22 protein-coding genes are annotated in these 25378 nt (G+C 36.2%); 4 read left to right on the top strand and 18 right to left on the bottom strand.

Translation table 11 applies throughout. The features are described from left to right. Positions 1-3 precede the first annotated feature (3 nt). The 10 genes from EDF66_RS20675 to EDF66_RS20630 form a co-directional block, all read right to left on the bottom strand. Positions 4-1482, bottom strand: a complete 1479-nt coding sequence (locus EDF66_RS20675) for a sulfatase family protein (RefSeq protein ID WP_132844758.1) — start codon at positions 1480-1482, stop codon at positions 4-6. A gap of 112 nt (positions 1483-1594) precedes the next feature. After that, positions 1595-3178: a M60 family metallopeptidase gene (locus EDF66_RS20670; protein WP_132772673.1), complete on the bottom strand. Its 1584-nt coding sequence runs from the start codon at positions 3176-3178 to the stop codon at positions 1595-1597. A gap of 194 nt (positions 3179-3372) precedes the next feature. Next, on the bottom strand, positions 3373-6543 hold the full coding sequence (locus tag EDF66_RS20665) for an efflux RND transporter permease subunit (protein WP_132844756.1): 3171 nt from the start codon (positions 6541-6543) through the stop codon (positions 3373-3375). A gap of 33 nt (positions 6544-6576) precedes the next feature. Then, positions 6577-7722, bottom strand: coding sequence for an efflux RND transporter periplasmic adaptor subunit (locus EDF66_RS20660; protein ID WP_132772676.1), 1146 nt, complete (start codon positions 7720-7722; stop codon positions 6577-6579). Positions 7723-7747: 25 nt separating this feature from the next. Then, on the bottom strand, positions 7748-9076 hold the full coding sequence (locus EDF66_RS20655; RefSeq protein WP_031288119.1) for a TolC family protein: 1329 nt from the start codon (positions 9074-9076) through the stop codon (positions 7748-7750). A 4-nt stretch (positions 9077-9080) separates the two neighbouring features. Continuing rightward, a complete protein-coding gene (locus EDF66_RS20650; RefSeq protein WP_132772678.1) occupies positions 9081-9668 on the bottom strand; it encodes a TetR/AcrR family transcriptional regulator in 588 nt (195 codons plus the stop codon). A gap of 305 nt (positions 9669-9973) precedes the next feature. Further along, positions 9974-10399: a c-type cytochrome gene (locus EDF66_RS20645; protein WP_132772679.1), complete on the bottom strand. Its 426-nt coding sequence runs from the start codon at positions 10397-10399 to the stop codon at positions 9974-9976. Between the two features lies 1 nt (position 10400). Continuing rightward, entirely contained in the window at positions 10401-11048 is a 648-nt protein-coding gene (locus tag EDF66_RS20640; protein ID WP_021189714.1) for an SCO family protein, read from the bottom strand. A 1-nt stretch (position 11049) separates the two neighbouring features. After that, positions 11050-11478 (bottom strand): transposase, encoded by a 429-nt coding sequence (locus EDF66_RS20635; protein ID WP_132844755.1) that lies wholly within the window; start codon positions 11476-11478, stop codon positions 11050-11052. Between the two features lie 61 nt (positions 11479-11539). Then, a complete protein-coding gene (locus tag EDF66_RS20630) occupies positions 11540-12019 on the bottom strand; it encodes a DUF4442 domain-containing protein (RefSeq protein ID WP_021189716.1) in 480 nt (159 codons plus the stop codon). A gap of 90 nt (positions 12020-12109) precedes the next feature. Here EDF66_RS20630 and EDF66_RS20625 point away from each other — a divergent pair, with 90 nt between their 5' ends. Continuing rightward, entirely contained in the window at positions 12110-13345 is a 1236-nt protein-coding gene (locus EDF66_RS20625; protein ID WP_243656103.1) for an MFS transporter, read from the top strand. Positions 13346-13352: 7 nt separating this feature from the next. Here the strand turns inward: EDF66_RS20625 and EDF66_RS20620 are convergent, their stop codons facing one another. After that, entirely contained in the window at positions 13353-13532 is a 180-nt protein-coding gene (locus EDF66_RS20620) for a hypothetical protein (protein ID WP_132772682.1), read from the bottom strand. A gap of 50 nt (positions 13533-13582) precedes the next feature. After that, positions 13583-14155, bottom strand: a complete 573-nt coding sequence (gene purN, locus EDF66_RS20615; protein WP_132772684.1) for a phosphoribosylglycinamide formyltransferase — start codon at positions 14153-14155, stop codon at positions 13583-13585. 146 nt (positions 14156-14301) lie between these two features. On the opposite strand from purN, the gene EDF66_RS20610 reads away from it, so the two are divergent. Together EDF66_RS20610 and EDF66_RS20605 are read left to right on the top strand one after the other, a co-directional pair. After that, positions 14302-14799: a TlpA family protein disulfide reductase gene (locus tag EDF66_RS20610; protein WP_132844753.1), complete on the top strand. Its 498-nt coding sequence runs from the start codon at positions 14302-14304 to the stop codon at positions 14797-14799. A 98-nt stretch (positions 14800-14897) separates the two neighbouring features. Continuing rightward, the gene (locus EDF66_RS20605; protein WP_021189720.1) at positions 14898-16808 is read left to right on the top strand and encodes a class II glutamine amidotransferase; all 1911 of its coding nucleotides are present in this window, start codon (positions 14898-14900) and stop codon (positions 16806-16808) included. 122 nt (positions 16809-16930) lie between these two features. Here the strand turns inward: EDF66_RS20605 and EDF66_RS20600 are convergent, their stop codons facing one another. From EDF66_RS20600 to EDF66_RS20575, 6 genes are all read right to left on the bottom strand, one after another. Further along, complete coding sequence (locus EDF66_RS20600; RefSeq protein WP_132844751.1) at positions 16931-18142, bottom strand: MFS transporter; 1212 nt, start codon at positions 18140-18142, stop codon at positions 16931-16933. 64 nt (positions 18143-18206) lie between these two features. Continuing rightward, the gene (locus tag EDF66_RS20595) at positions 18207-19166 is read right to left on the bottom strand and encodes a metallophosphoesterase (RefSeq protein ID WP_132844749.1); all 960 of its coding nucleotides are present in this window, start codon (positions 19164-19166) and stop codon (positions 18207-18209) included. Then, positions 19141-19905, bottom strand: a complete 765-nt coding sequence (locus tag EDF66_RS20590) for a 5'-nucleotidase C-terminal domain-containing protein (protein WP_232789236.1) — start codon at positions 19903-19905, stop codon at positions 19141-19143. The genes EDF66_RS20595 and EDF66_RS20590 overlap by 26 nt, the downstream gene beginning before the upstream one ends. A gap of 91 nt (positions 19906-19996) precedes the next feature. Then, positions 19997-21064 (bottom strand): EamA family transporter, encoded by a 1068-nt coding sequence (locus tag EDF66_RS20585; protein WP_132844747.1) that lies wholly within the window; start codon positions 21062-21064, stop codon positions 19997-19999. Positions 21065-21084: 20 nt separating this feature from the next. Continuing rightward, positions 21085-21558 carry an Lrp/AsnC family transcriptional regulator gene (locus EDF66_RS20580; RefSeq protein ID WP_021189230.1) on the bottom strand — a complete coding sequence of 158 codons (474 nt, stop codon included), beginning with the start codon at positions 21556-21558 and terminating at the stop codon, positions 21085-21087. A 206-nt stretch (positions 21559-21764) separates the two neighbouring features. Continuing rightward, complete coding sequence (locus EDF66_RS20575) at positions 21765-22283, bottom strand: FUSC family protein (RefSeq protein WP_132844746.1); 519 nt, start codon at positions 22281-22283, stop codon at positions 21765-21767. Positions 22284-22445: 162 nt separating this feature from the next. Between EDF66_RS20575 and EDF66_RS20570 the strand changes: the two genes are divergently transcribed. Continuing rightward, entirely contained in the window at positions 22446-25364 is a 2919-nt protein-coding gene (locus tag EDF66_RS20570; RefSeq protein ID WP_132844745.1) for an FAD-binding and (Fe-S)-binding domain-containing protein, read from the top strand. Positions 25365-25378 lie beyond the last annotated feature (14 nt).

The following is a 25378-nucleotide window of genomic DNA, read 5'->3' as shown; positions in this document are numbered from 1 at the left end:
TGTTTAATTCAAAGTCTTGGATTGAAGATCTTTAAGTAAATGAGCAAGCTCATCTACTTTTTTCTGATTTTTGTTAATCAGGTTTATGCTTTCTGATAGATCATTGTTTAAATCGAATAATTGAGCACTTTGCTCTTTATTTGGAGGTATATACTTCCAATTATCTTTGACAATGGCTAAATTATGATAGCCCTCCTGTATTAATATAGATCTACCTTTTGCAGATTTTCCGAGAAAAGTGTCTAAAATATCTTCACTATCTGTGGCCTCTCCATTAGGAATGGATTGATGAAAAAACTTCGCAAAACTAGCAACAAAATCCATCTGACTAACAAGGGCATGTGATATACCCGGTTTAATGACGCTTGGCCAACTGATTATAAAAGGCACACGTGTGCCGCCTTCATAAATGTCTGTTTTCCATCCGCGTAGAACACCAGCTGGTTTATGTTGACCATTGAGCTCAACAGCTCGATCTGCATATCCATCATCTAAAACAGGTCCATTATCACTGCTAAAGACTATCATTGTATTTTGATCGAGTCCCAGTTCTTTTAATTGTTCCGTAATTTTACCGACCACCCAATCCATTTCCAATATAGCATCGCCACGATACCCTAATTTACTTTTACCTTTAAATATCGTGGCAGGCATTCGAGGTACGTGTATATCATTTAAAGCAAAATATAGGAAAAATGGATTGTTTTTGTTATGGTTTATAAAATCTTGAGCTTTAGTTAGAAATGTAGAAGCAAGTTCCTCATCTGTCCATCGGGTTTGTTTTCCTCCGCTCATATACCCGATCCGTCCGATCCCATTTACAATAGTATGATTGTGGCCAACTGATGATTGTAATTTTAAAAGCTCAGGGTGTTCTTTACCCGTTGGATCTTGACCAACTTTATTCCTGTAGTCTACACTTATAGGATCGTTAGCATCAAGTCCAATAATGCGATGGTTTTCCATAAAGACGGTAGGTACGCGATCTGCAGTAGCAGGGAATATAAACGAATAGTCAAAACCAACCTCATTTGGTCCGGGTTTGATATCTGCATTCCAGTCTTTACTGATTTTATCCCCTAATCCAAGATGCCATTTTCCAACAATACCAGTTTCGTAACCAGCATGCTTAAATACCTTCGGTAATGTTAACCGGTCTGTAGGGACAATAAGGGGTGCATCACCCGGTAATATATTTCTCCCAGTTTGTTTCCAGGGGTATTCTCCTGTCATCAATGCGAATCGGGATGGAGTACAGGTGGCAGAGGTACTGTGCCCTCGGGTGAACCGGATTCCATTTTTAGCTAATTCATCTGTATGTGGAGTTGATATTTCTTGTGCACCATAACAGCTTAAATCGCCATAACCTAAATCATCAACATAAATGAAGATTACATTTGGAGTTTTATTTTTATCTTTTTTTTGGCCATAGACATGGTTACTGCAGATAAAGAGAAAGGATAATAAAACAATATTTCGCATAATTGATAATAATTGTTTTTAAAATGTTTTTTATTATTTGATTAATGAATAGTTACTATAAAATAAGAATCGATAACAATATGTTACCGATTCTAAATTTTTTGAACTAAAATTAATCTGTTAGCGTAGAGATATCCATATCTGGCTTTGGAAGATTAAGTTGTTGAATTTCTTTTTTGCACTTATCAACCATTTCTTGGGTCATTTCGTATGTATAATTACCATAATCATCATAAGTGAATTTTCCAACATGGAAGAAGCCATAGAGATCAAAGAAATCTGTGAGATCAAGTTTTGCGACCTGAGATGCTGTTTTTACAAAATTCAATTGGTGTACAGCAGGGTTGTTTCCACGATCGCCCATTACTTGACCGCCACCGCGTCTGCTTCTACGTTCAGGATTCTGTTTGCGGAAGGCTTCAAATAAATCGGGGTAAAAATTAGGATTTTTACCTTGATTTGCGAAATACAGTTGAAGTTGCCAGAAAGGTACTAAGCGATTGAATACATCTGGATCCTGTAGGTAACTTATTTTACCATTAATGATACTTTCTCTGGATTTTTTGTAATTACCTTGTTCTGAAAGACGGCTTTTATTGCCATAAGAAGTTGTTACATAAAGGGAGAAAATATTATTACTTACTTCACCCAATCCTCCCCAGTTTAAGTAAGGTCTTAATTGATGCACGTGTCCTACTTCATGTGAAAACCCCCAACATGGATCCCCTTTGATTACGCGAGCTGGGTCTACAACAAGCGGCATTGCATTGCCAGGATCCGTACCCATATAAGCAACTCCATCTCCGTCACGGAACATGTAATAATTATAATTTACACGCGAGAGAATTTTGTTTTCAGGGACTTTGTTATATTTAATAAGTCCCATAATACGATGCTGTCTGTAAATAAGAGAATCATAATTACTGATCAGCTCGACACCTTTTCCATAAGCATACTTTTTAATATCGGCAGCAGGGTAGGCAATCTGAATGTGTCGACCTTTGGCATCAATAACCGGATATACAGCCTGATCTACCAACTTGTTCCAATCTTGGTCATTGTTTTTCGTAATATCAAAGTAACCATTAACTGGGCTACCAATAAAATGTACACTGATTGCTTTTTCTTTTTTAGGATTTTCGGAGAAATAATCGATATAAGCCAGACCGTCGAAATCTTTGACATCAATGATGTTGATACCATTTTTGAGTTTAAATTCTTGCTTTACAATACCCCATCCCTTTGGGTCTTTGGTCGGATCCATTCCTTCGGGAGCTCGGCGGTTCCAATTTGGAATGATCAATTTAACTTCATTATCTGCAGCGATATGATCAACAGATATGATATGGCGGCCTATAGGCAGATAAATTCCGGTTATATTTTCATATTTGCTGTATCCATCACCGATCATTAAGTTATGGCCTAAGGTTGAAGGGCTAAGGATAGCATTGTATTCTGCAAACCGGTACTTTTGATCATATTGATTATTTAATAAGGAGGTGGCAACCTGTTTGACCTGTGGATTTTTAATTTTATCAAGATCAGATTTTTTGATTCCTTTTTTTAGCTTAACGGCTAAAGGAGTTTCGAATACTTGTAAGTCTTGATAAGCGTCTGCATAGTCTTTAGCAGATTGCGCATGTAGACTACTTATCGTACCGGCAAGCAGTAATAAAGTAATGAATTTTAGCTTCATATTTAGATGGTTAGTTGAAGTGCTAAAATATCAAATTGTGCTAACATTAAAGCATTTTTCAATTGTAAGATTATTGTTAAGATTGTAGCTTCAACTGGCAATGTTTTTAGCGATTTGAAATAGCTTATAATCAAGAAAGCCTTTCAAAATGAATTGAAAGGCTTTCTTGATTATATTGAGATAAATTTTAATGTTTAGTGGGCAGATAAATTTTTAGCTTTTTCTTCATCAAAATTAGCTTCTAACTCGGCTAATTTCTTTTTACCATAAGCCAGTCGTGTGATCACAACGAACAGTACTGGAACGATAAAGATTGCTAAAACTGTCGCTGCAGACATACCACCAAATACTGTCCAGCCAATTGTTTGGCGAGAAATGGCTCCGGCACCAGTCGATAACATCAAAGGAATAATACCTAAGATAAATGCAAAAGATGTCATGATAATAGGACGTAGACGAAGCTTAACAGCATCTAATGTTGCCTCATATAAGTTCATTCCGATATCTACACGTTCTTTAGCAAACTCAACAATTAGAATCGCATTTTTAGCCGCTAAACCAATAATTGCAACTAAACCAATTTGCGCATAGATATTATTATCTAATGCTGGAATCAATGTTAATGTTAAAATTGCTCCAAATACCCCTAGTGGTACCGATAATAAAATTGAGAATGGAACAGACCAACTTTCATAAAGCGCAGCTAGTAGCAAGAATACAAACAGAATACATAATCCAAAGATCATAATAGTCATATTTCCAGATTTTGTTTCTTGTAAAGCCAATCCTGAGAAATCATAACTATAACCGTTCGGCAATGTTTCTGCAGCAACTTCCTGAAGCGCTCTGATGGCATCACCGGACGAATAACCAGGCGCAGCACTACCACTGACCTCTATACTTCTAAAGATGTTATAGTGATTGATAATAGCTGGATTCTGAACAAGGTTCCAAGTAACCAATGAACTTAAAGGAACAGATTCACCGCGAGCATTATTAACATATAATTTGTTGATGTCCTCAATGTTCATACGGTAATCTTTATCCGCCTGAGATACAACCCTAAAGTTACGTCCGTATCTTGTAAAATCATTAATATAAGAAGATCCAAGGTATGCAGATATAGTGGTATATATTGTCGAAACAGGAACCCCCATTTTCTTCGCTTGCTCTCTATTAACAGATAACTTGTAATTTGGAGTTTTTGTGTTAAATAGGGTATAGGCCATACCGATTTCAGGTCTCTGATTTGCTGCAGCTAAGAATTTACCAACTACACCTTCGAAGACTTTGATATCTACGGTCTGTTGATCTTGAATCATTAAACTGAAACCACCAGAAGTACCAAGACCAGGAATCGCAGGAGGAGTAACAGCGAGTACACGTGCTTTACTATAGCCAGCATATTTACCCATGATACCACCCGTAATTTGGTTAGCAGTACGCTTTCTATCTTTCCAAGGTTTTAGAGAAACGAAAACTGTCGCTACGTTAGGCTGGAAAGCTCTGTTCAAAATATTGATACCGGCAATAGCCGTAATATCTTTAATCTCTGGATAATCTTTACGTAATTCTTGCTCTACTTCATTTAAAATTTCTTTTGTACGTGTTGTAGACGAACCTTCTGGCAAGGTAATACCGGCAAAGAACATCCCATTATCTTCACCAGGAATAAATCCAGTTGGTTTTTTATTAAACATATATCCTGTACCAATGAAGATACAAAGTAAGATGATTAACGCCATAGGAGCCTTTTTGATACAGTATTTTACACCATTCGAATATTTGTTCGTTACTCTTTCGAACCAGATATTAAACTTGTAGAAAAACTTATTAAGACCTTTCGCTTCCGAGTGAACTGCTGTTGGTCTTAACATGATCGAACATAATGCCGGTGTTAATGACAGGGCAATAAATGCAGACAACATAACCGAAACGGCAATTGTTATGGAGAATTGTTGATACAATTGACCCACCATACCTGGGATAAATCCTACAGGAACGAATACTGCAGAAAGAATCAAAGCAATTGCAATAACCGGAGCTGTAATGTCTTTCATGGCACGACGCGTTGCATCTGCCGCAGACATCTTATAATGATCTATATAATGCTGCACCGCCTCAACCACAACAATCGCATCATCGACCACAATACCAATAGCAAGCACGAATGCCAATAAAGTTAAGTTATTGATTGAGAAACCGAATAATAAGAAGAAGATAAATGTACCAACAATAGATACAGGAATCGCTAATACAGGAATTAGTGTTGCTCTCCATGACTGTAAGAAGAAGAATACAACTAAAGTTACTAATAGTAAAGCTTCAATCAAGGTATGAATAACTGATTCAATGGAAGCATTAACAACAGAAATTGTCTCATAACCGACAACATAGTCAACATCATCAGGGAATGATTTTTTTAATCTTTCCAATGCAGTATAGATACCCTCTGCAGATTGCACAGCATTACCTCCTGGAGTTTGAGAAACCATCATACCAGAAGAAGTCATGCCATTTACACGCGTACTTGTTGCATAACTGAATTGACCCAATTCTACTCTCGCTACGTCTTTTAATAAAACAATTGATCCATCTGTATTTGATTTCACAATGATTTCTTCAAAATCCTGTACCGAAGATAAATCTGAATCCGTAATCACTGGGTATTCAAATACCTGATCTGATTTTTGCGGAGTAGAACCTACTGATCCTCCCGGAATTCTTAAGTTTTGTTCAGCAATTGCTGTAGAAACATCTGCAGGAGTTAGATTTAAATTCGTTAATTTATTGGCATCTAACCAAACGCGCATGGAGAATGGCTGTCCAAAAGCGGTAACCTCACCAACACCAGTGATACGTAATAACGCATCTTTGATGTATAAATTGGCATAGTTATCTAAAAACTTAGCATCGCGGGTACCTTTTGGTGATACCAGTGAAACGAGCATTAAGATATCTGTATTCGCTTTACGTGTTGTTACTCCTAAACGTTTAACAGCTTCGGGTAACGCTGGTTCAGCAATACCCACACGGTTTTGAACGTCTAATGTAGCGATATCAATATCAGTACCTACTTCAAAAGTTACGGTTATCTGTGATTGACCATTCGATGTACTGTTTGAGGACATGTAAAGCATGCCCGGTGTACCATTAATTTGACTCTCAATAGGAGTCGTTACTGTTTGTTCAACAGTTTGAGCATCCGCGCCAGTGTAGTTTGCTGTTACTGAAACAGTTGGTGGGGCTACGGATGGATATTGACTGATCGGCAATGACACAATTGAAATTCCACCTACGATCATAATCAATAGGGAAATCACAATGGCAGTGACGGGTCTTTTTATAAAAACTTCTGAAATCATATGTTTTTTTGTATCTTATAAAGTCTGTGAAAATTATTTTTTTGGTGCAGCGGCATCAGGTGCAGCAGCAGGAGCCTCAGCAACTTTTACACCTGTTTGCACATTCATGATACCATCAACAACAATTTTCTCACCGACTTTAAGGCCTGATTTTACAACTACTTTATCTCCTAATTTTAAACCTAGATCAACTTTACGTTGTTCAGCTTTACTGCTGTCACCAACAACATAAACGTTAAATACTCCCAACTGATCTTGAACAGCTTTATAAGGAATAACAATTTCTTCAGTTGCTGAATTCGTTTTGATGTTTAAAGATAGATTCATTCCAGCTCTCAAGACATTACCAGGGTTGTCAAAATTAGCACGCACTCTTATCGTTCCTGTCTGTGGATCAACTGCACGGTCAATAGTGGCAATTCTTCCTGGTGCTGTATACTCCGTTCCATCCGGTAATACTGCGCCGATCTGTGCTGCAGAACCTGATTTTTGTAAGTTTACAAATTGAGGAATATCACGCTCGCTCACTTGGATTTCAACTGCCACAGGATTGATTGAAGATACCGTATTTAATCGTGTAGTTCCAGGATTAACCAAAGCCCCAAGACGTACATCCGAAATACCTACAATACCCGCGAATGGCGCTCTTATAGTTGAACGATTTAAGTTTGTTTGTGCTGTTGTTACAGCAGCTTGTGCACCTAAGATCTGCGCTTTTTGATTTGCTAGATCTGTTTTAGCATAATCTAAAGTTTGTTTTGCGATCGCATCTTTATCCGCTAATGCTTGGTAACGGTTTAAATCTGTTTGCACACGATCCAAATTAGATTGTGCAATTTTAAGATTTGCTCTGGCTTGATCTAAAGCCGCTGCATAGCGAGTGCCGTCAATTTCATATAATTTTTGACCTTTGGATACCGATGCTCCATCAGTTACAAATATTTGCGTTACATAACCAGAAACTTCAGCAAATAAATCAGCTTCATTCAAGGGTTTTACAGTAGCTGGATATGTTTGGTTTCCTGTGACAATTTCTTCTGTGGCAGTTGCTATGGAAACAGGTACAACACGCTCTGCTTGCTGTGCAGCCTGTTGTTTCTGAGCATCTTTATTGCCACATGACTGCCAGATTAGCGTAGTCCCAATAAAAAAAGCTGCTAATAAATGTTTTTTATTCATGATATTCTTGGTTTCTTAATGTTGTTTATTTTGTATCTACAGTTCCTAATGCTTTTTGAACATCTAGCTTACTCGATAGAAGTGCATAAAGTGCATTTAAATAATTCAATTGACTTGTTTTAAGATCAGTCTCAGCTGTCATTAAGTCTAAGTAAGTTTTAATACCTTCATCATATTGTAACTTAATCGTATCATAGACTTCCTTAGATAAGTCAACATTATCTCTTGATGTTTTCCAATCAATTAGGTTGGCATTATATGAAGCTGTTGCAAGTGCATATTCTGTGTTGACTTGATTTTTCAAATCTTCCATGCTTAAATCAATTCTACTTTCGCGTAGTTTGGATTGATTGATTTGATGCTTTCTTTTAAAACCTTGAAAAATTGGAATAGATACAGATAATCCAGCTACAGAGCTTGGGAAATTGTCATTATACAAATCCTTAAATTTGTTATTTCTGTAATTAAATGCATAGTTATAAAATGCGCTTACATTTGGGAGGTAGGTCCATTTATAGTATTGCGTTTCTAATTCTTGCATTTTCTTGGACGTTTCCAATTGTTGGAATTCAATTCTATTGGTTACGCTAGCAGATGAAGTCGTGTCAATCAGAATCTGATTTTCCATATTCGCATTCTCAAAAGATAATGTAATATCAACTTTATGATCAACTGCTATTAAATTTTTTAAATAATCATATTTATAACGGCGTAGTTCAATAGTCCGTTTTTCGTCCGCATTTGCATTGCTTAACGCAATTTGAGCTCTTTTGAAATCGGTTTTGTCAACCATACCAACTTCGTAGCGTACTTTAGCGTCGTTATATTGTTTTTGAAGTCTAGCAATGTTTTCACGAACAATTTTGATCTGCTCTTCACTCGTTAAAATATCATAGTAAGCTTTACTCACTTCAACCACTGTGTTGATTTTTTGACTTTCAGTGTTTTGCTTATTGGATTGACGGATAAGTGTTGCTGCTTTTGAAGCTTGCATAAGTGCCGGATTCAAAATCTGTTGATCAGCCTGTAAGGTTAAAGCACTAGCATTCTTCTGTCCTAACGCAATGTTCTGTCCACCTATAAAAGAGGTGGGAACTTTAACATTGTAGTTGTAAGAACCATTAGCGTTTACCTGTGGCAACCAGCCAGACAAGGCAATGTCGATATCTTTTTCGCCAATTTCCTCATCAATTGCAGCCTGTTTCAGACTTATCTTGTTGCTAAGGGCATAGTCAATGAGTTGCTGCAAATTTGCTTTAGCAGGTAATGTCTCATTGCCTGTTTGTTGGGCATAACTAACATTGTATATTGTAGTCATGGCTGCCAAAGAAAAGGCTATTTGTCTAAACTTCATAAAATTATTTATTTTTAACTCCATCCCAAATGATGTTTACAACATCTTCGATGCTTTCATTTGATTTTAATTTGTTGTGTTTCACTCCTTTAATTGCTGATACAGCAGTTCCAAAGAAGACGCAAGCTAATGCTTCTACATTGGTGTCTTTTAATTCGCCTTTATTGATTCCTGTTGTTAAGAATTTAAGTATATTACTCTGACCACTAATAGATTCATTTGTTTCATAACTGTTCACCTTATAATAAGGAGATGAGTAAAATTGTTCAAAAAAACTGAACATTTCTACATGTTCTCTGTAAAATTTTACAAAGCCTTTCCATATATGAAAAAAAGTGTCTTTATAAGTCAATTTATCATCCAGCGATCCAAAGATTGCTTCATTTAAAGTGTCGCCACAGTATTGAAACAGGCTAACGATCAAATCATCTTTCGATGGGAAGTAATGATAGATTGTACCGATTGCGACATCAGCTTCCTGAGCTATCTTGCTCATCGCTGTGCCATGAAATCCATGATCTTTGATCAACCGAAGTGTGGTCTCAAATATGGAAATCACTTTAGAATTATTTTTTGTGTATTGAACGTTCATTCGGTTCCAAATGTAGAAATTTTAATCAAATCTAAATGTCAAAATATTGTAATGAAAAACTATATTTTATTCATTGCAGACATCTATTTATGCGCATTTCCGATGTTAACATATTTTAACATTTAGTTGGTTTGCTAATCAATTTGCATGGCCTATATTTGTACCATCATAATTTAGGTTTATAATTGGTTAGTAAAGGTTTTCATTCTCCCCGTTTGAAAACCTTTCTTTTTTTACCTAAATAGGTACCAACACAAAAAAAGCCTAGTTGATTAACTAAGCTTTTCTTTAAATCATGGAATGTCCTACTTGCAATTTTTTAAACTCATCTGAACTTCTTCTAGACTGAATATTTTATCTTGCTTACCAAAATTTGTGGTAATATAGGTTAAAACATAGGCGATATCGATGTCGGTCAAGATTTCATTCGCTGGCATTTTAGTGTTAAATGTTTTGCCCGCAACTACAATTTCTTCTTCTAGTCCATTCTTAACAATACAGGATAAACGATCTCTATTTTTTGTTAAAAATTCTACATCGGTTAATGGTGGATATAATAGGCCTAAGCCTTCACCCTTATCGCCATGACAATTTTTACAATGATTAATATATATTTTTTGTCCATTTACGGCATATTGTGCTGTCTTTATATCTTTGCCTGACTGGCAACTGCTTATCGAGCATAAAGAATATAGAGCGATCAATACTCCTAAAAGATATAGTTTTATCATTTTACTTTTCTTCGAGTAGGATAGCAAGTTCTTTTTGTAGTTTCGCAACTTGCTCATCATTAGTACCGTCATAAGCACCGCGTATTCTTTTTTGTTTATCTACTAATACCAGATATCCTTGATGATCGTATCCTCCTGGCGCATTTTTGTCTTCTGCTGTGTAGACCAGGTATTGGTTTGCAATTCCATAGATATCAGCTTTTGATCCCATTACAAAATTCCAATGATCATTGCTAACACCCAATTTATTGGCATATTCTTTTAAGACATGTGGCTGGTCATATTTGAAATCAATGCTATGTGATAAAAAGTAAACTTGATCACTATCCTTATATTGCTCGTATACTTTCAACAGATTTCTATTCATAGTAGGGCATATACTTGGGCAATGAGTGAAAAAGAAATTAGCGATATACACTTTGTTATCAAAATTCTTATCCGTTATATAGACACTATCTTGGTTTAGAAATTTGAAAGGGGGGATGGTATGGTATAGGGTATCAATAACCGTCTTACCATCTATAATTTTCTCTACTGGTTCACGTTGACCATAAATAGGAAGTGTAACTGTATTAGACTGACAACTAGATATTGTAAATGTTGTTAGTGCAATAAGAAAAGAAGCACCAATCTGAATTGATTTTAACATATTAATACTTTTTTAAGATTTCTTGTTTCTCTTTTGATACACGATCAAAGACTGCTTTCATGTCTTTTACTTTAGTCAATTCGCGATTAGCATAATCTACTGTCGTTGAATCGGCACTATAGTCTTTCATCCAATCCATCATATGATCTGTTGCATCTTCGAGATTGCTTTTTAACTGAGACAATTCTTGTCGAGTATTTGTTGTATCTAGATTAGGTTTAGCTGTTTTTATAGCACTAAGATTTGTGAGGATTGAATCGATAGTAACTGCATCTTTATCAAAAATACTTACTTGCGGCATGATCTCATCATGAATTTTCATGGTTTCTTCTTGTGTTTTCGCTAAATCATTTTGATTATTTGTATTTGAGCTATTGGCACATGAAGTTATTGCAAAAGCTGACGCAACTAAAAAAGCTAATTTTTTCATATTGAAATATTTTGTCTGTTACTGACAAAGATACCAAATAGATAAAGAAGATAATAGCTTATTATACTCTGGTGTATGTAAAATTCAGGTCACGAATATAGATTTCATTTTTCGCAATGGCACAAATTTCATTTTGATCGTTCACAATTTCTACAGAAAATGTCTTAATAATCCGACCTCTGTTTTTAAGTGTATCCATGCATTCATTAAAATCCTCGTCAGTTATTTTGATCGAAAATCTAAGATTGGTCAAGCCAGGCTTTTTATATTCAATGGATGCTGATTTGAGCCAAGCTACAGTTTTTTTAAATCCATGCGATTGTAAGCGCTGATCAATAAGAATCGCATAAAAAGGATCAACTGCTGAAAAAATTGTTCCACCAAATATGGTACTATTTGAGTTTTTATTGAAAATACTTTTGATAATTTTTACATCCACACCTTGAAAGTCTGTATGAATTTTTTTGACCCATATGCGTTGGAATAAAAATGGCGGGTAAATTCTTAATAACCACTTTAGGGATTTGGGACTATACAACATGGTGCAAATGTAATACAATAAATTAAAATTCGTTTGCTAATTGATTTGTAAAAATGGTTCCACAATGATATTTTTATAAAAAAATAAAATATGGCTAACCAACCCGAAATGTCCTCAAACAAGAATGTTTGGATTATTATTCTTGTTGCCTCATTGGGGTATTTTGTTGATATATATGACCTCATTATCTTTTCAATTGTTCGTGTAAAATCTTTTGAAGAAATCGGTGTTTCTCCTGCGGATATGCGTTCTGAGGGGGAGTTTGTATTAAATATGCAGATGGGCGGATTACTGATTGGAGGCGTGATCTGGGGGATCATTGGTGATAAGTTTGGACGATTGAAAGTCTTGTTTGGTTCGATTTTGTTGTATTCACTGGCGAACATATCGAATGGTTTTGTACAAGATGTGATGACGTACGGCATCATTCGTTTCATTGCCGGTATTGGTTTAGCTGGTGAATTGGGAGCCGGTATTACCTTAGTTAGCGAAAGCATGCATAAATCAAAACGTGGGTATGGTACCATGCTTGTTGCTACAGTTGGTGTCTTAGGCGCCGTTTTAGGATATTTTATATCTGAACAATATGATTGGAGAACTGCTTACTTTGTTGGCGGCGGTATGGGATTGTTGTTACTGTTAATGCGGGTAGGAGCACTCGAGTCTGGCTTGTTTAAAACAGCAGAAGAGAAAACAGTAGTGAAGGGCAAGTTTAGTATGCTTTTTACTGATAAACGTCGTTTTAAAAGATATTTATACTGTTTGTGCATCGGATTACCGATTTGGTTTGTGGTAGGCGTACTGGTTACTCAGGCTCCAGAGATTGGTAAAGCGCTACATGCGCCAGTTGTTCTTAGTGCTGGAAAAGGAGTTTTGTTCACCTATCTGGGGATTTCTTTAGGGGATTTACTGGCAGGTTTATTAGCTCAGGTTTTGAAATCACGAAAGAAAGTCGTTTTACTGTGTCAAATAATTATCCTCGTAAGTTCTTCATGGTACTTATTAAGTGATGGTTTGTCTGAGACTAAATTTATATGGCTTTCCTTTTTTATGGGACTTGGTATAGGTTATTGGGCAACTTTTGTCACCATATCTGCAGAACAGTTCGGGACGAATTTGCGAGCTACAGTGGCCACTACTGCACCAAACTTTGTTCGTGGAGCACTGATCCCTTCAACAATATTGTACGGTGTTCTTGTCAATCACTTGGGTATTATTACAGCCGCATTTATGATGATATTTTTATTATCAGGAATTGCTATATATGCATTAACACAGCTCGAAGAGAGCTTTGATAAAGATCTGAATTATCTGGAAGAAGAGTAGGCAAAAATTAGCGCTTTGGACATTTGCCGCAACGATTCCCTTTTTTATATTTCTTACAACATTTTTTGAAACAAGCACATGAAAAAGGAGAAAACGGACTTGATGCTTTTGTATCAGCACAAAAATCTATTTTCTCCTTTGAGAATGTATCTTGAAATTCTGTTCCTTGCAATTCTGAAGTATTCATAATGCAAAGATATATATTATTTATAAGCAGTCTAAATAAAAAACGTTAAATTACATCTTTTTTAGTAAGTTGTCAATTACTTTAGGGTATTGCTGATGTTCTAATTGTTGTCCTTTAAACTTAATTACCTCTAAAGTGTCATGAGGCTCTACTTTAAAGCGGCCTTGATAAATTACTTCTCCTTCATCAAAATGCTCATTTGCAAAATGAATTGTTATGCCATGCTCTGTTTCTTTATTTGCCAATACGGCTTTATGAACATGATCACCATACATACCTTTGCCACCATATTTAGGTAACAGCGCTGGATGGATATTAATAATCTTATTGGGAAAAGCTTGTAAAAGATTATTAGGAACTAACCAAAGGAATCCTGCAAGTACAATTAAGTCAATGTTTAAGTTTTTTAACATTTTAACAATTTCGTCCGATCTGAAAAATTCATTTCGGTCAAATACGTGGACAGGTATTTCAAAATTATCAGCTCTTTGGATAACATATGCATCAGCATTATTGCTCAATACGATAGCGATTTCGGCATCTTCAGAATATTTAAAATACTCCATTATTTTTTGGGCATTGGAACCAGAACCTGAAGCAAATATGGCAATACGTTTTTTCACAGTTTAATTGTGTTAAGTGACGTTCTAAAAAAAGTTAATCAACCAAACTTACGTTATTTTTTGTAAATAAACTAACAGCTTGGTGTTATGTGTACAATTTGACTCGTATATTTAACCTTTGGCAATACTGTTTTATTTTTAAGCTTATGAAAACATTTACATTAATACTAATTACTTTTTTACTTATACCAACAAAGCGGGTCAGTGCTCAGGCGCCTAGACAGATCCCATATTTTTCTCTTCAAGAGGTATTTACCGGTAAATCTTTTAAAACGTCCGATTTACCAAAGGAGGGACTTATCATTTTTAATTACTATGACACGGGCTGTAGTCATTGTCAGAAAATGGGGGCGGGGATAGCGGAACAGCTACAGGCGTTTAAAAACATTAAATTCTACTTTGTTGCCATGAATGATGTCGAATATGTGGAAGGATTTATAAATATGTTTGCAAAGAAATTGAGACCTCATCCTAACGTATCTTTTATTTTGGATAAAAATGGACAGTTTATCAGCTTATTTAAACCTACACAAACACCTTCACTGTATATCTACGATGCAAAAACACACAAATTATTAAAACATTTAGATGGTGTTGATGATGTTAAGGTATTGCAAGTAGCTTTGCAACAGCTAATCAAATAGTTTTGCTTGTCTTCTAGTTGTAATTTTTAAATACAAGAGTCTTTTTTTGATACAACTAATTATAAATATTTGCTATTTTTGCGACATCAAATCAAGATATGAGCGACTCAATTAAACACGAGTGCGGTATTGCACTTATTCGACTGTTAAAGCCCCTTTCTTATTACCAGGAAAAATACGGTACGCCTTACTACGGCATAAACAAATTGTACTTATTGATGGAAAAGCAACACAACCGTGGCCAAGATGGTGCGGGTATTGCGACCATAAAATTCGACGTAAAGCCAGGAAATCGGTACATTTCTCGTTACAGAGCGATGGGATCCAGTGCTGTGGCTGATATCTTTGAATATGTACAAAAGAAGTTTGCATCTGTACACAAGGCATATCCGGAGGAATCTAAAGATACACAATGGTTAAAAGATAATGTTAGTTTTACCGGAGAGGTATTGTTAGGTCATTTGCGTTACGGTACTCATGGTAAAAATAGCATTGAAAGTTGTCACCCTTTCTTAAGACAGAACAACTGGATGTCTCGCAATTTGGTTGTTGCCGGTAATTTTAACATGACAAATGTTGACGAATTATTGCAACAGTTGTACGAGCTAGGTCAACACCCAAAAGAAAAGGCAGATACAGTTACTGTATTGGAAAAAATTGGACATTTCTTAGATGACGAAAACCAGGATTTATTTGACAAGTTTAAGAAAGAAGGTTATTCTAATATTGAAATCAGTTCTCTGATTGCAAAAAACTTGGATGTTCCTAAGATCTTAACGCGTTCAGCAAAAACTTGGGATGGTGGTTATACGATTGCAGGTATATTTGGTCATGGAGATGCATTTGTTATGCGCGACCCTGCCGGTATCCGTCCTGCTTTCTATTATAAAGACGATGAAGTGCTTGTTGTTGCTTCGGAAAGACCAGTTATTCAGACTGCATTTAATATTCCTATTGATAAAGTGCAGGAAATTAAACCTGGACATGCGTTGATTGCAAAAAAAGATGGGACAGTTACCGAAGAAATGTTTAGAGAGCCTGTTGAGCAAAAATCATGTTCTTTCGAGCGTATCTATTTTTCAAGAGGTTCAGATGCTGATATTTATAAAGAGCGTAAAAAATTAGGTCGCCTTTTATGTCCGCAAGTATTAAATGCAATTGATAATAATATTAAGAACACGGTATTTTCTTTTATTCCAAATACGGCTGAAGTATCTTACTACGGTCTGATGGATGGTATCAATACCTACGTTAGAGATTTTCAAAAGGATGCCTTATTAAATAGAGCGGATAAGATTGATGACGGTGAGTTAGAAGATATTTTAAGCATTCATCCTCGTTTTGAGAAATTGAATGTGAAAGATGCTAAGTTACGTACATTTATTACTCAAGATGCTGATCGTACTGATATGGTACAGCATGTATACGATACAACTTACGGAATTGTTAAAGATCATGAAGATACAATCGTTGCGATTGATGATTCAATTGTAAGAGGAACAACCTTAAAACAAAGTATCTTAACAATTTTAGATCGTCTGAATCCGAAGAAGATTGTAATTGTTTCATCAGCACCGCAAATTCGTTACCCAGATTGTTACGGTATCGATATGTCTAGAATGGGTGAGTTTGTTGCTTTTGAAGCAGCTATATCGTTATTAAGACAACGTGGTTTAGCACATATTATTGATGAAGTATATCAAAAATGTTTGGTTTCGATAACAGCAGATATTGACGAAATAGAAAATTATGTCAAAGCTATCTACGAACCCTTTACAGATGATGAAATTTCAAATGAAATTGCGAGAATCATTACGCCACATCATTTGAAAGCTGAAGTAACAGTGATTTTCCAGACTTTAGATAATTTACATATTGCCTGTCCTGATCATAAAGGTGATTGGTACTTCTCTGGTAATTATCCGACTCCTGGAGGAAATAAAGTTGTCAATAAAGCATTTATGAACTGGGTAGAAGGTAAGAACGTAAGAGCTTACTTCAGCAGTTAATAAGAGCAAAATACATATTATAGAAAAGGCCCGATATTTATATATCGGGCCTTTTCCATAATATGTATTTTAAGTCAATTTTAATCTAAAATAATCGATTGTATACCTATTCGTTAGAACTGCTACAAACGTTTCAAAACAAAGTAAAATCCTACTGCTGTACACGCGAGAACGGCAGAGGTAGCCCACCAAAGTGCTGTGAATCCAAAGGATCCAACTATATTTGTCCCTAAAAGCGGTGAAAAAATATTCGCAGCAGAGAAGGCTAATGAATTGAAGCCCATATAAGCTCCCTGTGTTTTGGCTGTTGACCTGTTTATGGTTACAGTTGCCATAAAAGGCAGTGTTAACATTTCGCCGATGCCAAACACGAAAAAAGTAACATAGAGCATGAATACTCCTGCATGTATATTGAACATGGCATAAGATATAGAACAGAAAAGCGTTCCGATTACCAATGTTTTTGTGATGGTCAATTTGTTTTCTGCAATATGTACAATAAACATCTCTAAAAGAACGATAATTAAACCGCTCCAGCCCATTAAAAATCCGATCTCATGTTCATTTAAGTGATGCACTTCACGATAGAAAATAGGAAGTGTCGATATGAGTTGGAAAAAACATAATGAGAATATACAGCAAAGGATATTAAAGATGATAAATGGACTATCTTTATATGGATTTCGTTCTTTTTTATGCTGCGATGTCGTGGTAACAGGTGCTGTTTTTAAAGTTTTTAAATTGTTTTTTTCCTTCTTATAGAAAAATAGAAAAAAGACAACCGCTGCCACTGCTGCCGCCATTGCATTTCCGTAGAATATCCAGTTAAAGGATATCCCTGCTAAAAAGCCACCAACCGCAGGTCCAATTGAAAACCCCAAATTAACCGCTAATCGATTCAATGAAAAAGCACGTGTTATATTTTCAGGTTTTGCATAGCTTGCGACCGAAACCGAGTTGGCAGGTCTGAATGCGTCAAAGACAGCACTCAAAATAAAGATCATAATACCTAAAGACTCGACAGTCCTGAAGTAAGGAGTGATCAGAAATAGGGGAGCTGCTAATGTCAAACTGAGTAGCTGGACTTTAAAACTCCCAAATCGATCTGTCAGCCAACCTCCTACATATGAACCGCAAACAGATCCAAAGCCGAAACACATCAGAACAAGACCAACCTGCTTAATGTTGAAATTAAGAGCCTGGGTCATGTAAATTCCTAAAAATGGGATTACCATGCTTCCCATTCTGTTGATAAGCATTACAATTGCGAGCAACCATGCGGAGCGCGATAACCCTTTGAAGGATCCGATATAGATGGATAAAAGTTTTTTCAAGTGAATATGTAAAAAAAGCCAAAGGAATAAATCATATCCCTTTGGCTAGATAAAAATGTTATTTTTAAACTAATTGGGATGCTTCGATAGAATTGTTAATTTCATAAGTTGAGGCTAACATATTCTTTTTACCTGTCGAAGGTTCAAAAATAATATCAACTCTTCCTAAATTTATTCCTGCAAAACCCACTTGGTTAACGGCTGTCTTTGTTCCCTTTAAGTTTGTTACAAAAGTAGGTTCTTTCAAAAAGGTATGCGTATGTCCACCAATGATTAAATCGATATCACTAGTCTTGGAAGCTAATACGAGGTCGGATACCTTCTCACTTTCGTATTGATAACCTAAATGAGATAGACAAATGACAAGGTCACATTTATGCTTTTCCTTTAATTCTTTGACCACACGGTTCGCAACAAGAATTGGATCCAAGTATTTCATGCCTTTGAAATTATTCGGATCAACCAGCCCTTCAATATCTACCCCTAAACCAAAAACACCAATCTTCACTCCACCTTTTTTGAAGATGGTATAATCTTGTGTTTTTCCTTCCAGCACTGTTCCTGTGAAGTCATAGTTTGCCGTTAAAAAAGGAAATTTGGCGTGATCCAGATATTTGATAAGCCCATTTAACCCATTGTCAAATTCGTGATTACCAAATGTACCCGCATCATATCCCAATTTGGTCATTAAGTCAAGCTCTAATTTCCCTCCAAACAGATTAAAATAGGGAGTACCTTGGAACATATCGCCTGCGTCCAACAAAAGAACATGATCTTCCTCAGCCCTTACTTTTTTGATAAGTGCACTTCTGCGTGCAACTCCTGCCAATCCTTGATATCTACCGCCATCCATAGGAAAGGGTTCAATTCTGCTGTGAACATCATTGGTATGTAGAATGGTTAATTTTATTTTTTTTGAACCTGCAAATGATGAGAATGGTAACGTACCAAGGGTTACTGCTGCAGAAAGGCCTGCGGCAGTCTTTATAAAGCCTCTTCTATTTAATGATTTTAACTCTTCCATCTAATTGCATATTAATTTTTTGACCATTTTTTGTAAAGCTGGAAATATAGTCCATCAAGCTTTCCCTTACTTTTTGAGGATAATCAGTTCTTTTAAGCGCATGTGTAAATAAATCTAAATTGTCTCCTCCATTCGCTAGGTAATCATAGGTGACTACTTTATAGGTTTTATTTTTATCTATATCTTTTCCCTGTACCTGAATATTTATTGGCTTTTTGTCTTGGATAGATAATGTAATTCCTGAAACAGGTTGCCCCCCTGTTGCCGCTATAAAGTTGGCGAGTTGTTCAATTTGTTCACCGCTCAGCTCCATCACTGTAAGTTGATTTTCAAATGGCATAACCTCAAAAACACTCTCTACAGTAATATCTCCCGCTTTTATTTCATTGCGAATACCGCCCTTTGTTGCAAAAGCGATATCAGCCTTGTTGTTGATTTTTTCACTGGCAACCAATAAGGCTTGTGTAAAGAAATTTCCCATTAAAGTTTCAGGAGTCTTTTCTTTAGTCAATGCAACTTCCGAGAAGCCGATTACCCGGTTCATCTCTGCCTGCATTTGCTTTTTATAGGGACTATAAATAGCTACGATCGCGGTATCCTCAACGGTGCTTTTATTGATCTCGTATTGCTTAAAGTCCTTTTGGACAGGACTTAATTTTTTGCTGCAAGATGTGCTAAGTAAAATAGCTAAAAACCCGAAGGTTACATATTGAAGTTGATGTATAGTAAGTTTCATCATGTAATAAGTGTTTTCGGTACAAATGTAGATAATAAAAGCCTAACATTTTTGTTAAGCTTTTATTATCAATATGCAAAAGAAGGCGCTTTTTCTAATTGGCAACCTCTGGTTTTTTAATGTCTTTTCTGACCACAGCATCTCTTTGATTTCTCAATCGTATTGATTTCCGACGATCTGCAATGGTAGTTTTTGTGATTTTTGCAACCATTTTATTATTCTTATATAATTTCCAGTTCATCAGCAATACGGAAACCAATATAATAACTAGGCCTATTACTTGTATGTATGTCACGGCATGGCTACTGAAAAAGTAACTTAATACCAATGCTACAATAGGATTAACATAGGCATATGTACTTACTTCCGTAGCAGGTCTTACTGATAGCAACCAGATGTAAGAACTGAATGCTAAAATAGATCCAAAAACAATTAAGTACGATATATTAAACCAGTCGATAGGCGTTACCTGTTGAAAACTAAAATGAGCAAATTCACCATTTAAGCTGGCAACAATTGTAAATAATACACCTGCTGTAATCATCTGCCATGCAGTCTTTACGGAGACATGTAAATCTTCCGTCTCTTCTTGCTGACTTTTCTTCTGGTATTTGGAATATAATGAACCTGCGGTCCAGGCGATAGATCCAAGCACCATAATCACTAAAGCAATAACGGTTATTTCTTTATTTGCAGAAGATTTGCTTGCGATGATTTGCTCTACAAAGAGTAAAACAACACCAGCAAAGCCTAAAATCAAACCAGCGATGGTAGATTTACTGCTGAAATTTTCTTTCCATTTTGGTTTATCAAGAATAACAAACCAAATCGCCGCTGCTGCCGCAATAATCGCTGCAACACCACCTGAAACATATTGCTCTGCCCAGATAAGACCACCCATATCAATAAATAAGAGTAAAAATCCGACAACAATAGAATCGCGGATTGCTCTCTTGTTGAATATTTTATAACCCTTCAATACACAGTACCCCATCAGCAAAATACTTGCAGTAATAAACCTAAAAGATCCTAAAATGAATGGCGGGAAACTGTGAAGCGCTTTTTCAATAAAGAAAAAAGTCGACCCCCATACAATGTATACGACAGCATACGCGAGTACGATCATTAAAGGGCTTGCTTGTTGTACTTTATTATTTAACATCTCTCTATTCCTTTCCTAAATTATTCCGGTATAACTAATTGTTGTTCTTCTTTCACTGTTTGCAAAACAATTGTGGTTCTTGTTGAAATTATTCCTTCAATTTTTCCCAAAGTGTTACGCATCAAATCGACTAACGCAGTAGAATCAGCCGTCCGAACTTTGATTAGGTAACCATCATCTCCAGCAATATCATGCACTTCCTGCACTTCGGGTATCTCTGCTAGAAGAATACCGACTTTCTGTTCTCCAATTATATCGTTCGCTTTGATAAATATAAACGATAGTAATTTCTGATCAATTGCCGCTGGATTTATCTTGGCGTTGTATTGTAGGATTACATTTTTTTGCTCTAATTTTTTAACACGTTCTAAAATCGCAGAAGGAGCCATACTAAGCTCTCTTGCTATATCAGCATTATTGATTCGAGCATTATCCTGCATTAAACGCAAGATTTTGAAATCTACATGATCTAAATTATATTCTACTTTTGTCATATCGAATGCAAAGATAGTGATATTTCGAATAATATTCAAATTATTTAGTTAAATTCAGAATATAATTCTATTTGCGAGGTTATTTTTTTTAGAACAAGTAGTCTCTTCACTAGCCTGAGCACTAGTTTTTTTATTTAATAATCTGATTATTAGGGTGTTTGTGTTCTTTTGAATTATCTTTGGTATTTTAGGTGTCTCATCGAATATTATTCGCTAAAGGTTTCCATCGAGTATTTTTCACGTAATATTTTAATGATATAACTGGTGCTAAGGGTGACAATCAATCCTATGACACAACCAATAGTGACACAGGCAAAACGATCGAGTGCGGCAACATATGACTTTAATTGATGTTCATGAACCACGACAATGATCATGGCTACCATTGCTGTACGGGCCACACTTAGGATATTGAATAACCTGCATATAGCGACGGATGTGATGACGCCCAAAAGCATAGACCACATCTGAGGAAGATTGGTAAAATAAAACAGTATACCCGTCGCCGAACCAATAAAATTAGATTTAGTTCTATCAAAAGCAATTTTTGTTGCTTCATTATCATCCGGAGAAATCACTAAAACAATAGAAATTAAAGCCCATATTGCTGAATATTCAGGAAAGCTGATATATAAAAAGTAACCAATAGAAAAACCGATCAAAATACGAATCAGATAGATGATGAAGTCGGAGTGAAGGCTATATCGCATGAGGGTTTTACGCATCTTAAAATATTTTACTGCAAAAGTACATCTTATTTGCAGCATCAAAAAATCATATAAATGCGTTTTTATGCATGTTTAATATTGTTTTTTCATTTTCTTGCATTATCAATTCTTTTCATTATTTAAAATAGTTAGATTTGTTGATACAAATTATACCATACTGTGAAGGAAAATATTTCTTTAGATCAATTATCGCAATCTTTAACGGGGGACTTGTATTATGATGATTCTGCTTATCACCATACCATCCGTCTTGCCTATTCCACTGATGCATCCGTGTACCAAGAACTACCTTTAGCTGTAGCGATTCCCAGAAATAGTGGAGATATCAAAATTTTAATACAGTTTGCATCTGCAAACGGCATTACGATTATTCCGAGGACAGCAGGTACATCCTTAGCTGGTCAGGTTGTTGGAAATGGTATCGTTATGGATATCTCGAAGTATTTTAATAAGATACTTGAATTAAATGTCGAAGAACAATGGGTGCGTGTGCAACCAGGTGTTATTCGTGATGATCTCAATCATTACCTCAAACCATTTGGCTTCATGTTTGGTCCAGAAACCTCAACAGCAAGTCGTGCGATGATTGGTGGAATGATCGGTAATAATTCCTCCGGATTACATTCCATTGTATGGGGCGATACCCGTCAAAATTTATTAACAGCGAATGTCATATTAGATGATCAGTCTGAGGTCGTATTTGAAGCGTTGGACGAAGCATCTTATTTCAAGAAATTAATACAAAAAGATAGGGAAGGTGCAATTTACCGCGAATTGAATGCGATGTTGACAGTGGAAGAAAATATGCAGGCAATAGCATCGGGATATCCCAAGCGGTCGATAACAAGACGAAATACAGGATATGCACTGGATATGGTATCGGATAAAACTGCTCCTTTCAATATGTGCCGTCTATTAGCTGGTTCTGAAGGAACCCTAGCGATCGTTACAGAGGCCAAGTTGCAATTATTACCATTACCGCCTAAAGAATTAGGTCTCCTATGTATCCACTTTGACGATATGATTGCGTGTATGGAAGGTAATGTGATTGCTTTGTCACATAATCCCGAAGCCTCGGAACTTGTCGATAAGTATATCATGGATTTTACTGTCGGGCACCCCACTTATCAATATAATCGTTTTTTTATAGAAGGTGATCCCAAAGCTTTGCTTATAGTGGAGTTCAGAGGAAATACGCCAGATGAAGTGGAAGCAAAGGCGATGGCATTGAAGGCCGCGTTGATTCAAAAGCATTTGGGTTATGCTTATCCATATATAACAGGTGAGCAGACCAATTTGGTTTGGGATGTACGGAAGGCGGGTTTAGGGTTAATCCGTAATTTACCCGGAGATAGTCAGCCGGTTAATTTGATTGAGGATTGTGCGGTTTCTCCGGAAGATTTACCTGCATATGTAGCAGATATTCAAAATTTATTGATTGCAGAGGGAGTTCACGCATCTTATTACGCGCATGCTGGAGCAGGAGAACTCCATATTGAGCCTTTTGTTAATTTAAAAACAGAATCGGGGGTAAAAACTTTTCGCTCGATCTTAGAAAAGACAACAGATTTAGTTTTAAAATACAATGGATCTTTAAGTGGTGAGCATGGTGATGGTCGTCTGAGAGGTGAGTTTATTGAGAAAGTTTTAGGAGGAAAAGTCTTTAAACTCATTGAGCAGGTTAAAGAAATATTTGATCCTAAAGGCGTATTTAATGCCAATAAGATTGTAAATACACCACCAATGGACACCCATCTCCGTTATGATAATAATAAAAATACAACACAGATAAAGACCTATTTCGATTTTTCGAAAGAGGAAAATATCCTACGTCTGGCCGAGAAGTGTTCCGGATCAGGTGACTGCCGAAAAACAGAAATTACCGGTGGAACGATGTGTCCCTCTTTTATGGCTACACGCGATGAAAAGGATACGACACGCGCTCGTGCCAATATGTTGCGTCAATTTTTGACAAATTCAACAAAAGAGAACCGGTTTGACCATGAAGAATTAAAAGAAGTGATGGACTTATGTTTATCATGTAAAGGTTGCAAAACTGAATGCCCTTCTAGTGTTGATGTAGCTAAGATGAAAGCCGAGTTTTTACAACATTATTACGATGAGCATGGTGTACCCTTCCGGTCGCGAGTGATTGCAAATTTCACAGAATCTCAAAAATTAGGATCACTGGTAGCGCCCTTATACAACTTTGTTGTCAAAAATGACTTTTTAGCGGGCCTTGTAAAAAGAACCATTGGTTTTGCCCCTAAGAGATCACTGCCGTTGGTAGCTGGTACTACATTGTCACAATGGGTGAGAAAACAGAAAAACAAGACAGATGCAAAGCGGCGCGTATACTTATTCGCAGATGAATTTACAGAATATAACGATGCCGAAATAGGTATTACAGCATATAAATTACTAACTGCTTTAGGCTATGAAGTGATTATTCCAAAACATATTGAGAGTGGCCGAACTTATCTTTCAAAAGGTCTGGTTAAAGAAGCGAAGAAGATCGCTAATAAAAATATTACTTTTTTGAAAGATCTAATAACAGAGGAGACCCCCTTATTAGGAATAGAACCATCCGGTATCATTACCTTTAGAGATGAATATCTTTCTTTGGTAGATTCGGATCTCTATGAAGATGCAAGTAGAGTAGCTAAAAATGCATTGATGTTTGATGAGTTTTTACTGAAAGAGATTGAAGCTGGCCGTATTCAAAAAGAGCAGTTCAGTACGCGTGAGAAAACAATTAAGTTGCATGGACATTGCTATCAAAAAGCATTTCATTTAGTAGAAACAACAGAGAAAGTCTTGTCATTTCCTCAAAACTACCAAGTAGAGGTGATTCCATCAGGCTGTTGTGGTATGGCGGGATCATTTGGTTATGAAAAAGAACACTACGACATCTCGATGAAAGTAGCAGAATTGGTTTTGTTGCCTACGGTCCGAAATACGGATTCTTCTACATGGATTGCTGCGGCAGGTACATCTTGCCGGCACCAGATTAAAGATGGAGCGGCAAGACATTCTTACCACCCTGTAGAAATCTTATATGATGCTTTAATTAAGTAAAACAATCAATCTAT

It is taken from the genome of Sphingobacterium sp. JUb20 (assembly GCF_004342035.1).
GTDB classification, from domain to species: domain Bacteria; phylum Bacteroidota; class Bacteroidia; order Sphingobacteriales; family Sphingobacteriaceae; genus Sphingobacterium; species Sphingobacterium anhuiense.
The sequence above is the reverse complement of the archived record's forward strand: the minus strand, read 5'-3'. Positions and strand labels throughout refer to the sequence as shown.